Consider the following 14,901-nt stretch of genomic DNA (forward strand, 5'->3'; position numbering starts at 1 on the left):
CCAGTCAATTCTGATTGTCTGAATAACAATAAGAAGTTAACTTCTATTTATATTTTCTCTTTTTTTATCTAACTTGTCTAGAGGTCTTTACTACATTTTATTTTTTGTTGTTAATTTGTAAAATTCATTTCATAATTTCTTCAAAATGCACTTGACTAAAGTAAGTAACTATTTTATTATTACTTACATAAGATAAGTTAATAACTTTTAGGAGGTTTTAAAAATGATGGATATCGGTCTTCTTATTATTCGTCTTGTTGTAGGAATTACATTCATGGGTCACGGTGCTCAAAAATTATTTGGTTGGTTTGGTGGCTACGGTCTGAAAGGAACAGGCGGCTGGATGGAATCAATCGGTTTACGCCCTGGTGTATTTATGGCATTTATGGCGGGTGCAACTGAACTATTAGGTGGCTTCTTATTCGCATCAGGTATTTTCACTGCAATTGGTGCATTATTTATCGTCGGAACAATGTTAATGGCAATCTTCACTGTTCATGGAAAAAATGGTTACTGGGTAACCCAAAATGGATATGAATATAACTTAATGTTAATCGCTGTTGCTGTTGGTGTAGCTTTAATCGGCCCTGGCGCATACGTTTTACTTTAAAATTTATCTCAATTTCGAGATTTTTCAAAAGGAACTTACTTCATCACGATTGAAGTAAGTTCCTTTTTATATAACAAAAATATTATTTTCAGCAGGAGATTCCCATTGATATCTTGTAAACAAACAATGAGTCTTCATATTTAGAAAGGGGATCACAACATGTTATCCATTAATCCAAACGAACAAACCGAAAAAGATAATTACAAATTACTAACAGGAAGTATCATTCCACGTCCTGTTGCATTCGTTACTTCTGTAACAAAAGACGGCGTATTGAACGGTGCACCATATAGTTATTTCAATATCGTCGCTGCCAATCCACCGCTTATTTCAGTTTCCGTACAACGAAAAGAAGGAGAACGAAAGGACACTTCCCGAAACGCAATCGAAAAGGGCGAATTTGTCGTACACATTTCTGATGAATCTTACGTAGAAGCAATTAACGAAACAGCAGCCAACCTACCTCCTAACGAAAGTGAAATCGAATTAGCAAAACTAACACCGATTGACAGCGATGTCATCTCAGTACCAGGTGTAAAAGAAGCAAACATTCGAATGGAATGCGTATTAGAACAAGCAATTCCTCTTGGTGGAACAGAAGGCGCACCCGCTTGCGACCTACTAATCGGACGCGTCGTTCGTTTCCACATCGCAGAACACCTATACGAAAACGGCCGCATCCACGCCGAAGAACTAAAACCAATAAGCCGCCTAGCAGGACACAACTACGCAAAACTAGGAGAACAATTTGAATTAGTGAGGCCAATCTAAAAGCGGAAGCGGCTCGTTTAGCTCTGACCAGCTAAGGTTCTCTCGCACAAAAGGTGCTTTTTACCTTTAGTGCGGGAGGTTCTTAGATGCGAAGAGCTGGCCACTGGAGCTGGATACCACCTAAAGGCGGAAGCGGCTCGCTCAGAATCGCATGACACTTCAAGCTCTCGACCTTGAAGCGCTTTTTGCTTCATGAGAGAGAGTGAAATGACCGGAGATTCTAGCCGCTCTACTACATCATCCAAAAAATCCCCCGCTTAAAGCGGGGGATTTTTTTATAATTCTTCCTTATTTTCCTCTAAAGTAGGCATCTTCTCTTTTTTCGGTTTCCCAAGCTTAATTACTAAGAAGTATAGGGAAAGCAATGTAATAAGAAAAACAATTAAAAACGGGTATGGAGAATAAAAAGTACGCGCTGCCTCCGTTTTCCCCGCAACAAATTTCAATGACTCAATATCTAAAAACTCAGCAAACATTTGTACACCGAGCATACTAAACCAGAAAACAAAAAAACTAATAATAATACCAAAAACTTGCTTCAATCTCGTCATCCATCTCATCCTTTCTATATCTGTAATTTTTTAGTGCGATCAATATAGTACAAACAAAACTATGCACAGAAAGGAACTATCTTATCATTCGCGAATTAACTTAATCCAACCTAAAATCGAATATACCATTCCAATACCCTGTTCATAACGTCCTCCTCCTCAAAATTATATAGGGAAAAGGAGATATAATCCAAATCCAACTAGAATGATACCACCTACTATTTCACCATATGTACCGAGCATATCTTTCGCATGTCTACCAATTAATAAACCAATCCAAGCTAATAACATGCTAACAAATCCAAAAAGTAATATCGTAATAATCGTCTGTGCCCCGTAAATTCCAAGACTAAGTCCTACTGAAAAACTATCTATACTAACGCCGAATGCAAATACGAATAAACTAATTCCAATAGGGGCAATCCTAGCCTCTTCATTCTCCAAAATAGATGAATATACAATATAGAATCCTAGTCCAATTAATAAAATAGCACCTGCAAAATGTGCAATGTCTCCATACTTCTCTGATAAAAAACGACCTAATACCATTCCTATAAATGGCATGATAATATGAAAAATCCCTATCGTCATACCGATATACAGGATTTGTCTTAACTTTAAGGTCATCATCCCCATACCAAGACTCACCGAGAACGCATCCATCCCTAAGGCGAATGCCATAATTATTAAAGGTATTATCTGTTCAAACGTCATTCATGTCCCTCCTCGGACGTGCTACTTCAAAATATGCTTATCCGAGGAGAAATATTCTGTTTGCTAATCACACCTTATCATTCAGTAATAATATGATGTCCTGCTGCTTTTGTTAAACGATTCATAATGGCATTGCCTATTCCTTCATTTGGGAACGACTCACTAAAAATAACATCTACTTCACTTGCATCAAATGTTCTAAGTACATCATATAATTTAGCCGCAACACTATCTAAATCACTTCGAACACCACAAGATAATATAACATCTGCACTATATACATGCTGATACTCTTCTGTCGTTAATACACCTACTTTGAATCCTTCTTCCTTCTTCTTATCCACCATAAGCTGAATAAACTCACGTGATCCTTCAACAATACTAAGTGGCGCTTTCGGTGCATAATGTGTATATTTCATTCCAGGTGATTTCGGCTTTTCCTTCTCATCCTTTAAAGCTGGATCTAAAGAAACAGTACCTATCACCGCTTCCAACTGTTCCTTCGTAATGCCACCTGGACGTAGAATCGTTGGAACTGTGCTCGTACAATCAATTACAGTCGATTCAACACCTACCCCCGTTGCACCACCATCTACAATACCCGCGATTTTCTCATTTAAATCTTCATATACGTGAGACGCTAACGTTGGACTTGGACGACCTGAACGATTTGCACTTGGTGCCGCAACAGGTACATTTGCCTCCTCAATAAGAGCAAGCGCCACTGGATGATCAGGCATTCTTACTCCAACCGTATCAAGCCCTGCCGTCACCTTCTCTGAAATACCTTCTTTTCTAGGTAAAATAATTGTTAACGGTCCTGGCCAAAAGTGTTCCATTAACTTCTCCGCAACTGGCGGAATTTCCGTCACAATCCCATCTAACTGAGATTTCGTGCCTATGTGGACAATAAGTGGATTATCACTCGGTCTTCCTTTCGCTTCAAAAATCTTCGCGATTGCTTCATCATTCATCGCATTCGCACCTAGTCCATATACCGTTTCTGTAGGGAAGGCAATTGCTTCATTTTCCCTTAATAATTTTGCTGCTTCTTGTAACTGTGGATAATATTTTTTTCTTTCCACAACATTATCCACAACCCACATATTTGTATGCATTTTTTCCCACGTCCTTTTCTACCATGAAATACTTGTCTATTTTTAGTTTACTATGAGATTTATCCAAAAGACAAACAAGGTTTATCCACAAAATGTGGATAAACCTAATTAATCCGTGGATAACTTTGTGAATAGCTGACAATTTAGTATTATTGCATTTGGCTCTTTTATATTTTTACAAAAGTGTTCTAACTGTCGAATTCCCTTTGGCACGTTTTCTTTTTCTATAGTGACAAAGTCAAAAAACTGAAAGATTGTTATAGATTGTGGATGATTTGTTAATAAGTACAATTGTCGAATATTTTTTTCTTTCATATACTGCAAAAACATTTCAAAAAAATACAAGAAAGTTTGTTTATCCACATTAGGTGTGAATAAACAAGAACGAATTAGTACATCTTCCCCACTTTGTTCATAACCAATTACAGCCCGTATTTCTTCCGCCTCTTCCAAAATCATAAATTGTGCGTACAACTCATTTATTTTATCATCTTTTTTATTAGCTTGTCCGAAAAAAGAATGTAATCTTTCCACATCTGCTTTCGTAGCAAAATACACCTTCTTCATAGTAAATCCCTCCTCTTTTTTATATATGAGGAAGGACTTGTTAATAGTACTATTTAGAAAATAAAGATGTAAAAGCTTCTACAATAAATAACTTAACTTCTGGCTTTTCTTCTTCCTCCTCTACTTTTACATACTCATTTTGTTTTTCTTGTTTTTGTTCCACAGGTTTCTCCACTTTTTCCACAGTTTTTGTTTCTTCTTTACTTACAGGTTGTTCTTCTACTTTCGTTTCATTTTTTACTACTTTCTTTTCAGAAGCTGTTACTTTTTTTGCGACTTCCTGCTTTACAACTTTCTTTTCTTTTACCTCATCCTCTTTGTTCTCTTGTGTATCTACTACTTCCTCATCTAGTTGTTTTACCTGCTTCTCTTCAGGAGATTCAGCCTTCACAACATGTTCTTCTTTCCTTACAGCTGTACCACTTGAAAAATCTAAGAAACACATCGGTGGAAATAATACACACCACCAGTTCGCCCCTTCACCTTCTCCGATTGTAATCAATACTGCTTCATATTCCCCTGCTGGATAAATAAAATTCCCATATACCTTTGTAGGAAACTTTACATTCTTGCTAAACTTTACTTGAAATGACTCTTTGCTACCTTCTCTTTTTAACGTATTTGCCACTGTTTTCTCGATTTCTGGAATATGACTTTGAATGACTTTTCGCGCCTCTTCAAATGAAGTTAAATCTGCTACCCATCCATCAATTTGCGCTTTTACTTCATCACGTACTTTACGCTTTAACGCCTGATCTTTATCTGAATCGCTATTTGCTAAAATTCGTAATCGAACGGCCTCTTTCGGAATAACTGAAGGCCCTTTCGCATCAGCTTTCATATATCCAAACTGCACAAGTAACTGTGCACCAATTAATAATAGAAGAAGATAAGCAATAACTTGTTTTTTCATTTCCTCCACCGTCCCTTCTACAAACAGTGTGGACAGACTTTCATCTTTCTAAACTATTAAATTAAAAATCTATATAAATTTCCCCACAAAAAATAGAGTAAGGCGTGAACCTTACTCCATCTCTGCAAATACCATACGGTCTTTTCCGTTAATATCAAAAACCACTTCAACATGAGCATGTGGAAAAGCTTGTTGTAACAGTCCCTTTACATCCTCACCTTGTCCTACTCCAATTTCAAACGCCACAATCGCTTTCTTCTGCAACACATTCGGCAATTCTTCCATAAAACGGCGATAGAAATCTAATCCATCTTCACCACCAACAAGCGCTCTCTTCGGCTCATGCTCTTTCACAACAGGAGAAAGGCCACGCCAATCCTCTTCTGGTATATATGGAGGATTTGAAACAACAACATCTAACTTTTGACCTGTTTCATAAAATGGTGACAATAAATCACCGTGATAGAACGTTACTTCTGCGCCCAAAGTTTTTGCATTTTCTTTTGCAACTTCAATCGACTCCTGGGCAATATCTACCGTATACACATGAAGATTTTTATTTTCTAAAGCAAGCGTAATAGAAATCGCTCCACTACCGGTGCCGATATCTGCTACATGCAGTTTCTCATTACCAAAATGGCGCTCGATTCTTTCTAACACTCCGACTATAAGCTCTTCTGTTTCTGGCCTTGGTATTAATACTTCTTCATTCACAAAGAACGATCGCCCATAAAACATTTCATAACCAATCATATATTGAATCGGAATACCTTCTACATGCTTGTTAATAACTTCTGTGAAACTCTTCTCTTGTTCCTCAGTTATTTCTTCACGCATATTCATAAGTAACCCTGTTCTGTTCGTCTTTAATACATGACAAAGGACAATTTCTCCCGCATTTTTATCTCGTCCATTTTCCTGTAAAAAAGAAGAAGCCCATTTCAGGGCTTCATAGACACGCATTACTCAGCTGCCTCCATCTTTTGAGCCTGATCTTCCATAACTAAGGCATTGATGAAATCATCTAACTTACCTTGTAAGATTTGATCTAGCTTTTGAATCGTTAAACCGATTCGATGGTCTGTAACACGGTTTTGCGGGAAGTTATACGTACGAATACGCTCTGAACGATCACCCGTACCAACTGCTTGTTTACGGTTTTGATCATACTCAGCTTGTGCTTCTTGTCTAAACTTATCATAAACACGTGCGCGTAATACTTTCATCGCTTTTTCTTTATTCTTAATTTGTGATTTCTCATCCTGACAAGATACAACTACACCAGTCGGTAAATGCGTTAAGCGTACCGCTGACATCGTTGTATTAACGCTCTGTCCACCAGGACCACTAGAAGCGAATGTATCAACACGAACATCTTTCTCATGAATGTCGATTTCTACTTCTTCTGCCTCTGGTAATACAGCTACAGTTGCTGTAGATGTATGAATACGTCCACCAGATTCCGTTTCAGGAACACGTTGTACACGGTGAGCACCATTCTCGAATTTTAGCTTCGCGAACGCACCTTTACCGTTAATCATAAAGATAATCTCTTTATATCCACCTAATTCTGTATAGCTAGCCTCGATAATTTCAGTTTTCCAACCTTGCACCTCAGCATAACGGCTATACATACGATATAAGTCACCAGCAAATAAAGCCGCCTCATCACCGCCAGCAGCTCCACGAACCTCAACGATAACGTTCTTATCATCGTTAGGGTCTTTTGGAACAAGTAATATTTTCAGACGCTCTGACAATTCTTTATCTTGTCCTTCTAATTCAGAAACCTCTTCTTTTACCATGTCACGCATTTCTGCGTCTAACTTATCTTCTAACATTGCTTTCGCATCTTTTAACTGCTCACGAACATCCTTATACTCACGATACACTTCTACCGTCTCTTGTATATCAGATTGTTCCTTTGAATACTCACGAAGCTTATTTGTATCACTAATAATCTCTGGGTCACTTAACAATTCATTTAACTTCTCATAACGATCTTCTACAGCTTGCAAACGATCTAACACATCATTCACCTCTACATCCTAGTATCTAATACAAATAGTATATGGTACTTACTCAAAAAAACGCAAATTATATTTAAAAGCGCAAGCGGCTCGCTCAGAATCGCAGGATATTGGAACTCTCGATCTTGAAGCGCTCTTTGCTTCGAGTGAGAGAGTGAAATAGCCGGAGATTCTAGCCGCTGGAGCTAGATAATATATTTAAAAGTGGAGGTGGCTTGCTCAGCTCTGACTGGCTAAGGTTCTCTCGCACAGAAGACGCTTTTTGTCTTCTCGTGCGGGAGGTTCTTAGACATGAAGAGCTAGCCACCGGAACTAGATATCACAATTTAAAAGCGCAAGCGGCTCGCTCAGAATCGCAGGATATTTGAACTCTCGATCTTGAAGCGCTCTTCGCTTCGAGTGAGAGAGTGAAATAGCCGGAGATTCTAGCCGCTGGAGCTAGATAATATATTTAAAAGTGGAGGTGGCTTGCTCAGCTCTGACTGGCTAAGGTTCTCTCGCACAGAAGACGCTTTTTGTCTTCTCGTGCGGGAGGTTCTTAGACGCAAGGACCTAGGAGGCGGAGCTAGATAATATCTAAAAGCGCAAGCGGCTTACACCACTCATTCTCTCTATTTCGAAAAAAACCCGCCTTGCGCAGCGAGTTTTACTGATCTTTGTTTGTAGGAACTGCATGACAATGACGACAGCGCGGTTCATACGATTCTGAAGCCCCAACTAAAATAATTGGATCATCAAATGCCGCTGGTTCCCCATTAATTAATCGTTGTGTACGACTTGCTGGAGATCCACATGCAGAACATACTGCTTGCAATTTTGTTACATGTTCAGCAATCGCCATCAGCTGAGGAACTTGTCCAAATGGTAGACCACGGAAATCTTGGTCTAAACCAGCTACAATGACACGATAGCCACGATTTGCCAATACTTGCACCACTTCCACAATGTCCCCATCAAAAAACTGTACCTCATCGATTGCAATAACATCCATATCTTCTGTTATATGATCAAATATATCTTTTGAGGCAGCAACAGGAACTGCTTTCACCTTTAATCCGTTATGTGATACAACATCTTCTTCGCTATAACGATTATCAATACATGGTTTAAATACAATTGCATGTTGTTTCGCAAATTGTGTACGACGCACACGGCGGATAAGCTCTTCTGATTTACCAGAAAACATACTACCGCAAATCACTTCAATCCAGCCATTTTGATTTATTAAGTACATGAAGCTCTCCTTTCATCTACTTTTTAGTTAAAAGTAGGGTAAAGGTATAATATTTTCGCAAAAAAAACAGACAAGCGAATACATACACTTGCCTGTTTTATGTTTTTATTACTTAAGACCGTATTTCTTATTGAAGCGGTCAACGCGTCCGTCTGCAGTAGCAAACTTCTGACGTCCAGTGTAGAATGGGTGAGAATCAGAACTGATCTCAACTTTTAGTAATGGATAAGTGTTACCATCTTCCCACTCAACAGTTTCGTTAGATCCTTTAGTAGATCCGCTTAAGAATTTGAAGCCTGTGTTTGTGTCCATGAATACAACTTTCTTGTAATCTGGGTGAATTCCTGCTTTCATTCTTTTCATCTCCTTCCGCCCTGAATCATTTTCGAAACAGAGTTTTTCATCTTCAGCTGCATACACAACTATATTGATGAAACACATATGATGAAATTATAACAAGGCTAACTTCATTTTGCAACTACCTGTTTTTGTCTTTTGAAAAATTAAAAGCGCAAGCGGCTCGTTCAAAATCGGAGGGCATTGGAGCTCTCGACCTTGAAGCGCTTTTTGCTTCATGCGAGAGAGCGAAATGACCGGAGATTTTAGCCGCTGGAGCTGGATATCATTTAAAAGCGCAAGCGGCTCGTTCAGAATGGGAGGAGGATGGAGCTTCTGACGCAGAGGCGCTTTTTGCCTCGTAGGAAGACGCGAAGCCACCGACCATTCTAGCCGCTGGAGCTGGATACCATTTAAAAGCGCAAGCGGCTCGTTCAGAATCGCAGGGCATTGGAGCTCTCGACCAAGAAGCGCTTTTTGCTTCGACCGAGAGAGCGAAATGACCGGAGATTCTAGCCGCTGGAGCTGGATACCATATTAAAGTGAAGACGTCTCATCCAACCCTGAATAACTAACATCCTTTCACCCAAAATCTAATTCCCAGCCAAAAAACAACTACCTTTCCATATACAACCATCTCTATTATTCCCTTATCAACATAAAAAACTCGCTTACTATAAAATAAGCGAGTCCCAATCTTTTCCCTTTACTTAGTTGTTACATATCTTTTCGAGTCTGCAACAATGTTTTGTAAAAACTCTTCATTTGTCTTTGTTTGACGAAGCTTACGTAAGAAACCTTCAACAAAGTCTGGTGTATCGCGCATTGTTTTACGAATACCCCATAGCTTGTCTAAATGTTCTTTCGGAATTAATAGATCTTCTTTACGTGTACCAGAACGACGAATATCAATCGCCGGGAAGATACGACGCTCAGCTAATGAACGATCTAAGTGAAGTTCCATGTTTCCAGTTCCTTTAAACTCCTCGTAAATTACATCGTCCATACGAGATCCTGTATCGACAAGCGCTGTCGCTAAAATAGTTAAGCTACCGCCTTCTTCAATATTACGTGCAGCTCCAAAGAAGCGCTTCGGTCTATGGAAGGCAGCTGGGTCGATACCACCCGATAATGTTCTACCACTTGGCGGAATAACAAGGTTGTAAGCTCGCGCTAAACGGGTAATACTATCCATTAAAATGATAACATCTTTTTTGTGCTCTACAAGACGCATCGCACGTTCTAACACAAGTTCAGCTACTTTAATATGATTTTCTGGTACTTCATCAAAAGTAGAACTTACAACATCTCCCTTAACAGAACGTTCAATGTCTGTTACTTCCTCTGGACGCTCATCAATTAAAAGTACAATTAATTCTGCTTCCGGATGATTTGTTGTAACACTGTGTGCGATTTCTTTTAATAGACTCGTCTTACCAGCCTTTGGAGGCGCGACAATTAAACCACGTTGTCCAAATCCAACTGGTGCGATTAAATCCATGATACGTGTCGGTAACTTTTTCGGTTCCGTTTCCAATTTCATTTGGCGATCTGGGTATAATGGTGTTAATGCAGGGAAATGCACACGCTCTTTTGCTGACTCTGGATCATCTCCGTTTACAGCTTCAACTTGTAACAATCCAAAATAGCGCTCATTTTCTTTCGGAGGTCGTACTTTACCAGAAACCTTATCTCCATTACGCAAATCGAAACGACGAATTTGCGAAGCTGAGATATAAATATCTTCTGAGCTTGGAGAATAGTTGATAGGACGTAGGAATCCAAATCCTTCTGATTGAATAATTTCTAATACGCCTTCCATGAAAAAGAAACCTTCTTTTTCTGCTCGAGCTTTTAAAATAGCGAAGATTAACTCTTTTTTCGTTAACTTGCTATAATACGAAATCTTAAATTCTTTCGCAAGCTCATATAACTCTTTTAATTTCATGTTTTCTAATGCTGCAATTGACAAATTCATTCAGACACCACACTTTAACGTTATTCTCTTTTCAAATGGGTAAAGGGAAAAAATACGGAAGGCAAATAATTAATAATGAAAGGCAATAAGTTCAAGTAGGGTAATATTCACTATTGTAACCCTTTTATCTAGTTTTAATCAATACGTTGGAACACAAATACAAGAAGCGAAGACAAGAAAATTTGTCTTCGCTTTTTACTATTTCTTGTTTTTTTCTACTTACCTTATTTTAAGGAAGGATACATAAGCCGTTTATGCCTTCTGGGCAAGCTGCTTACGCTTTTTATTGAAATCCAGCTCCAGCGGCTAGAATCTCCGGTCATTTCACTCTCTCACTCGAAGCAAAGAGCGCTTCAAGGTCGAGAGTTTGAAGTGTCCTGGATTCTAAACGAGCCGCTTCCGCTTTTTATTTAATCCAGCTCCAGTGGCTAGAAGGGTCAGTCATTTCACCCCTTCCTACGAGGCAAAAAACGCCTCTTCGTCAGGAGCTCCAATGCCTTCCCCTTCTGAGCAAGCCACCTCCGCTTTTTATTTAATAACCAAGTTTGGTTTTTTATTTAAGCTATGGCGTCCGTCTACGAAGCGTAATGTGCCTGATTTCGCACGCATAACAAGAGAGTGCGTTGTTCCTACACTACCTTTAAATTGAACACCGCGTAATAATTCTCCATCTGTTACGCCTGTTGCTGCAAAGATTGCATCGTCGCCTTTTACTAAGTCTTCCATACGAAGGATGCGATTTATATCTTCAATGCCCATTCTTTTACAACGTTCTAATTCAGCTTCGTCTTGTGGCAATAATTTCCCCTGAATTTCTCCACCTAAGCATTTTAACGCAACCGCAGCTAATACACCTTCAGGAGCTCCACCAGAACCGAATAAAATATCTACACCTGTACGGTCAAATGCTGTATTGATTGCTCCAGCTACGTCTCCATCATTAATCAATTTAATACGAGCACCCGCTTTACGAATTTCTTCGATAATCGCTTGATGACGTGGACGATTTAAAACTGTCGCTACAACATCTTCAATATCTTTATTCTTCGCTTTTGCAACTGCACGTAAGTTATCGATAATAGGTGCATCAATATCAACTGCCCCAACTGCTTCTGGGCCAACCGCAATTTTATCCATGTACATGTCAGGAGCATGTAACAAATTACCGTGATCTGCAATTGCGATAACAGCAAGTGCATTCCACCCGCCAGCTGCTACGATGTTTGTCCCTTCTAAAGGATCAACTGCAACGTCTACACGTGGACCATATCCTGTACCTAATTTCTCTCCGATATACAGCATTGGCGCTTCATCCATTTCACCTTCACCAATTACAACTGTACCTTTCATCGGAATTGTATCAAATACATCACGCATAGCTGATGTTGCTGCACCGTCTGCTTCATCCTTTTTCCCGCGTCCCATCCAACGCGCTGATGATAATGCTGCAGCCTCTGTTACACGTACTAACTCCATAGATAAACTTCTTTCCACAATAATCCCTCTCCTTTAAGTCTGTAATATTTCTGCCGTATTTTTGTGAACGGTGTTTTTCTATATAGTGCACTTCCGCTAATGATGATTCTTCGCTCCCCATTAACGGAAGTATCACCAATTTAAGCGTTCTTCAATTCTTCAATCTCTTGCTTTGTCATTTGTTCTCGCCAAATGTTTGCACCAAGCCCTTTAAGCTTGTCTACTATATTTTCGTAACCTCGATCAATATGCTCAAGTCCGGTTACTTCTGTAATTCCATCTGCCATTAACCCCGCAATAACAAGCGCAGCTCCAGCTCGCAAATCACTCGCCTTCACTTTTGCACCTTGCAATAAAACAGGGCCAGTTACAATCGCCGAACGACCTTCTACTTTAATTTGCGCATTCATACGACGTAGTTCGTCAATATGTTTGAAACGTGCACCATAAATTGTATCAGTAACAACACCCGTCCCATGCGCTTTTGTTAAAAGCGTTGTGAATGGCTGTTGTAGATCTGTTGGGAATCCTGGATATACAAGCGTTTTTATATCGACTACCTTTAACCTTCTATTACCGTTCACTGTAATTTGGTCATCGTTCGTTTCAACTTGCACACCAGCTTCTCTTAGCTTCGCAGTAACTGACTCTAAATGCTGAGGAATAACATTATCAACTGTTACTTCTCCTCCTGATGCAGCTCCTAAAATCATATACGTACCAGCTTCAATACGATCTGGAATGATCGTGTGGTGACAACCATGCAGTGAATCCACACCATCAATTCGGATTACATCTGTACCAGCACCTTTAATACGTGCTCCCATGCTCGTCAACAATGTAGCTACATCAATAATCTCAGGTTCTTTCGCTGCATTTTCAATAACAGTTCTACCTTTCGCTCGTACAGCTGCTAACATAATATTAATCGTAGCCCCTACACTAACAACGTCTAAATAAATACGTGCCCCGCGCAATTCATCTGCTCTTAAGTAGATAGCACCCTGTTCATTTGTAACTTGTGCACCTAGCGCTTCAAAACCTTTAATATGCTGATCAATCGGTCTTGGTCCTAAATGACATCCACCTGGAAGCCCAATAACAGCTTTTTTAAAACGGCCAAGCATCGCACCCATTAAATAATAAGAAGCACGCAATTTTTTCACTTTTCCACTTGGCAAAGGCATCGCAACCATATTAGAAGGATCAACTACCATCTCTTCCTCCTGTCCATAAGTTACTTTCCCTCCAATTTCCTCTAGTAAGTCTCCTAACATTTTTACGTCTGAAATATTAGGAACACCACCAATAGTTACTGGAGTATCTGCTAAAATTGTCGCTGGAATCAGTGCAACGGCGCTGTTCTTTGCACCACTCACGCGAATTGTTCCATTTAAAGCTCTTCCGCCTTCAATTAGCAATTTTTCCATATTGAGCTCCCTTCTTGTGAATGTATTTACTTTCTATTTTTTTATAGAAAGCTCCCCCTTAAGAATCTCAAATACTCTTTCCACCCTAAAAACCATCACCTACAGTTCCCCTGTAGTATAAATAGGTGACGGTTAACTATTGAATTATAAATCAGATACTTATCACATTTATTAATAGGACTATGCACATTATTTTCTATATTTAAAGATTTAAAAATTCACTTTATAAAATCTTTCGACTTGTTCACGCTTTCATTATACAACGAAAGGAAACCGTCTAAAAGACTAGACGGTTTCCAAAACGGGATTTTATTCTTACGCTTTACCGTTAGAACCGAATTCGCGAATTTTACCAGCAACAGTTGCTTTGATAGCGTCGCGGCCAGGTCCAATAAATTTACGAGGATCGTAAACTTCTTGGTCTTTGTTTAATACTTCACGAACAGCTTTTGTAAACTCGATTTGGTTCTCAGTGTTTACGTTAATTTTTGAAGTACCTAAAGAGATAGCTTTTACGATATCAGCAGTTGGGATACCAGTACCACCATGTAATACTAAAGGTACACCAGTGAAGTCACGAACTTGTTCCATTTCAGCGAATCCTAAGTTAGGCTCACCTTTGTAAGGACCGTGTACAGAACCTAAAGCTGGAGCTAGGCAGTCGATGCCAGTTGCTTCAACAAGGTGTTTACACTCTGCAGGATCAGCGTAAATTACGCCTTCAGCGATTACGTCGTCTTCTTGTCCGCCAACTGTTCCAAGCTCAGCTTCAACAGATACGTTACGAGCGTGTGCATATTCTACTACTTTTTTAGTAGTTTCAACGTTTTCTTCGAATGGGTGGTGAGAAGCGTCGATCATTACAGATGTGAAACCTGCATCGATTGCTTCTTTACATTTTTCAAAGCTTGAACCATGGTCAAGGTGAATCGCTACAGGAACAGAAATGTTCATTTCTTCGATTAAAGCTTTAACCATAGCTACAACTGTTTTGAAACCAGTCATATGACGAGCTGCACCCTCAGATACACCTAGGATTACAGGAGATTTTTCTTCTTCCGCAGCAGCTAAGATAGCTTGAGTCCACTCTAAGTTGTTCATGTTGAATTGACCAACTGCGTATTTTCCTTCAAGTGCTTTGTTTAGCATTTCTTTCATAGAAACTAAAGGCAT

Annotated in this window: 15 protein-coding genes; 2 read left to right on the top strand and 13 right to left on the bottom strand. The window is 39.3% G+C overall.

The genetic code is table 11. The features are described from left to right. Positions 1 to 223 precede the first annotated feature (223 nt). Together ACQKNI_RS14490 and ACQKNI_RS14495 are read left to right on the top strand one after the other, a co-directional pair. A complete protein-coding gene (locus ACQKNI_RS14490; RefSeq protein WP_088231975.1) occupies positions 224 to 610 on the top strand; it encodes a DoxX family protein in 387 nt (128 codons plus the stop codon). Positions 611 to 769: 159 nt separating this feature from the next. Continuing rightward, a complete protein-coding gene (locus tag ACQKNI_RS14495; RefSeq protein ID WP_427282470.1) occupies positions 770 to 1,381 on the top strand; it encodes a flavin reductase family protein in 612 nt (203 codons plus the stop codon). A gap of 275 nt (positions 1,382 to 1,656) precedes the next feature. Here ACQKNI_RS14495 and ACQKNI_RS14500 read toward each other — a convergent pair whose 3' ends face one another. From ACQKNI_RS14500 to ACQKNI_RS14560, 13 genes are all read right to left on the bottom strand, one after another. Further along, positions 1,657 to 1,932, bottom strand: coding sequence for a DUF3935 domain-containing protein (locus ACQKNI_RS14500; protein ID WP_088231972.1), 276 nt, complete (start codon positions 1,930 to 1,932; stop codon positions 1,657 to 1,659). A 165-nt stretch (positions 1,933 to 2,097) separates the two neighbouring features. Beyond that, positions 2,098 to 2,646 carry a manganese efflux pump MntP family protein gene (locus ACQKNI_RS14505; protein WP_088231971.1) on the bottom strand — a complete coding sequence of 183 codons (549 nt, stop codon included), beginning with the start codon at positions 2,644 to 2,646 and terminating at the stop codon, positions 2,098 to 2,100. 77 nt (positions 2,647 to 2,723) lie between these two features. Next, positions 2,724 to 3,764, bottom strand: coding sequence for an L-threonylcarbamoyladenylate synthase (locus tag ACQKNI_RS14510; RefSeq protein WP_088231970.1), 1,041 nt, complete (start codon positions 3,762 to 3,764; stop codon positions 2,724 to 2,726). 108 nt (positions 3,765 to 3,872) lie between these two features. Beyond that, positions 3,873 to 4,331 (bottom strand): mechanosensitive ion channel protein, encoded by a 459-nt coding sequence (locus ACQKNI_RS14515; RefSeq protein ID WP_088231969.1) that lies wholly within the window; start codon positions 4,329 to 4,331, stop codon positions 3,873 to 3,875. A gap of 49 nt (positions 4,332 to 4,380) precedes the next feature. Beyond that, positions 4,381 to 5,244, bottom strand: coding sequence for a stage II sporulation protein R (gene spoIIR / locus ACQKNI_RS14520; RefSeq protein ID WP_098252383.1), 864 nt, complete (start codon positions 5,242 to 5,244; stop codon positions 4,381 to 4,383). A 111-nt stretch (positions 5,245 to 5,355) separates the two neighbouring features. After that, entirely contained in the window at positions 5,356 to 6,207 is an 852-nt protein-coding gene (gene prmC / locus ACQKNI_RS14525) for a peptide chain release factor N(5)-glutamine methyltransferase (RefSeq protein WP_088231968.1), read from the bottom strand. Continuing rightward, positions 6,207 to 7,274, bottom strand: coding sequence for a peptide chain release factor 1 (gene prfA / locus ACQKNI_RS14530; RefSeq protein ID WP_140417442.1), 1,068 nt, complete (start codon positions 7,272 to 7,274; stop codon positions 6,207 to 6,209). Before prfA ends, prmC begins: the two co-directional genes overlap by 1 nt. Positions 7,275 to 7,920: 646 nt before the next feature. Beyond that, positions 7,921 to 8,508 (bottom strand): thymidine kinase, encoded by a 588-nt coding sequence (locus ACQKNI_RS14535; RefSeq protein WP_088231965.1) that lies wholly within the window; start codon positions 8,506 to 8,508, stop codon positions 7,921 to 7,923. A 108-nt stretch (positions 8,509 to 8,616) separates the two neighbouring features. After that, the gene (locus tag ACQKNI_RS14540) at positions 8,617 to 8,862 is read right to left on the bottom strand and encodes a type B 50S ribosomal protein L31 (protein ID WP_000643433.1); all 246 of its coding nucleotides are present in this window, start codon (positions 8,860 to 8,862) and stop codon (positions 8,617 to 8,619) included. Between the two features lie 688 nt (positions 8,863 to 9,550). After that, positions 9,551 to 10,822: a transcription termination factor Rho gene (rho, locus tag ACQKNI_RS14545; RefSeq protein WP_001053898.1), complete on the bottom strand. Its 1,272-nt coding sequence runs from the start codon at positions 10,820 to 10,822 to the stop codon at positions 9,551 to 9,553. Between the two features lie 528 nt (positions 10,823 to 11,350). Next, complete coding sequence (glpX, locus tag ACQKNI_RS14550) at positions 11,351 to 12,316, bottom strand: class II fructose-bisphosphatase (RefSeq protein WP_098252376.1); 966 nt, start codon at positions 12,314 to 12,316, stop codon at positions 11,351 to 11,353. 122 nt (positions 12,317 to 12,438) lie between these two features. Next, entirely contained in the window at positions 12,439 to 13,728 is a 1,290-nt protein-coding gene (gene murA, locus ACQKNI_RS14555; RefSeq protein WP_088231962.1) for a UDP-N-acetylglucosamine 1-carboxyvinyltransferase, read from the bottom strand. Between the two features lie 315 nt (positions 13,729 to 14,043). Next, positions 14,044 to 14,901 carry a class II fructose-bisphosphate aldolase gene (locus ACQKNI_RS14560; protein ID WP_088231961.1) on the bottom strand — a complete coding sequence of 286 codons (858 nt, stop codon included), beginning with the start codon at positions 14,899 to 14,901 and terminating at the stop codon, positions 14,044 to 14,046.

The organism is Bacillus sp. NPDC094064 (assembly GCF_050279585.1).
GTDB lineage: Bacteria > Bacillota > Bacilli > Bacillales > Bacillaceae_G > Bacillus_A.

Excerpts from the sequence above, each read along its gene's own strand:
- ACQKNI_RS14490 (WP_088231975.1), top strand. The coding sequence starts at position 224 with ATGATGGATATCGGTCTTCTTATTATTCGTCTTGTTGTAGGAATTACA.
- ACQKNI_RS14495 (WP_427282470.1), top strand. The coding sequence starts at position 770 with ATGTTATCCATTAATCCAAACGAACAAACCGAAAAAGATAATTACAAA.
- ACQKNI_RS14500 (WP_088231972.1), bottom strand. The coding sequence starts at position 1,932 with ATGACGAGATTGAAGCAAGTTTTTGGTATTATTATTAGTTTTTTTGTT.
- ACQKNI_RS14505 (WP_088231971.1), bottom strand. The coding sequence starts at position 2,646 with ATGACGTTTGAACAGATAATACCTTTAATAATTATGGCATTCGCCTTA.
- ACQKNI_RS14510 (WP_088231970.1), bottom strand. The coding sequence starts at position 3,764 with ATGCATACAAATATGTGGGTTGTGGATAATGTTGTGGAAAGAAAAAAA.
- ACQKNI_RS14515 (WP_088231969.1), bottom strand. The coding sequence starts at position 4,331 with ATGAAGAAGGTGTATTTTGCTACGAAAGCAGATGTGGAAAGATTACAT.
- spoIIR (WP_098252383.1), bottom strand. The coding sequence starts at position 5,244 with ATGAAAAAACAAGTTATTGCTTATCTTCTTCTATTATTAATTGGTGCA.
- prmC (WP_088231968.1), bottom strand. The coding sequence starts at position 6,207 with ATGCGTGTCTATGAAGCCCTGAAATGGGCTTCTTCTTTTTTACAGGAA.
- ACQKNI_RS14535 (WP_088231965.1), bottom strand. The coding sequence starts at position 8,508 with ATGTACTTAATAAATCAAAATGGCTGGATTGAAGTGATTTGCGGTAGT.
- ACQKNI_RS14540 (WP_000643433.1), bottom strand. The coding sequence starts at position 8,862 with ATGAAAGCAGGAATTCACCCAGATTACAAGAAAGTTGTATTCATGGAC.
- rho (WP_001053898.1), bottom strand. The coding sequence starts at position 10,822 with ATGAATTTGTCAATTGCAGCATTAGAAAACATGAAATTAAAAGAGTTA.
- murA (WP_088231962.1), bottom strand. The coding sequence starts at position 13,728 with ATGGAAAAATTGCTAATTGAAGGCGGAAGAGCTTTAAATGGAACAATT.
- ACQKNI_RS14560 (WP_088231961.1), bottom strand. The coding sequence starts at position 14,901 with ATGCCTTTAGTTTCTATGAAAGAAATGCTAAACAAAGCACTTGAAGGA.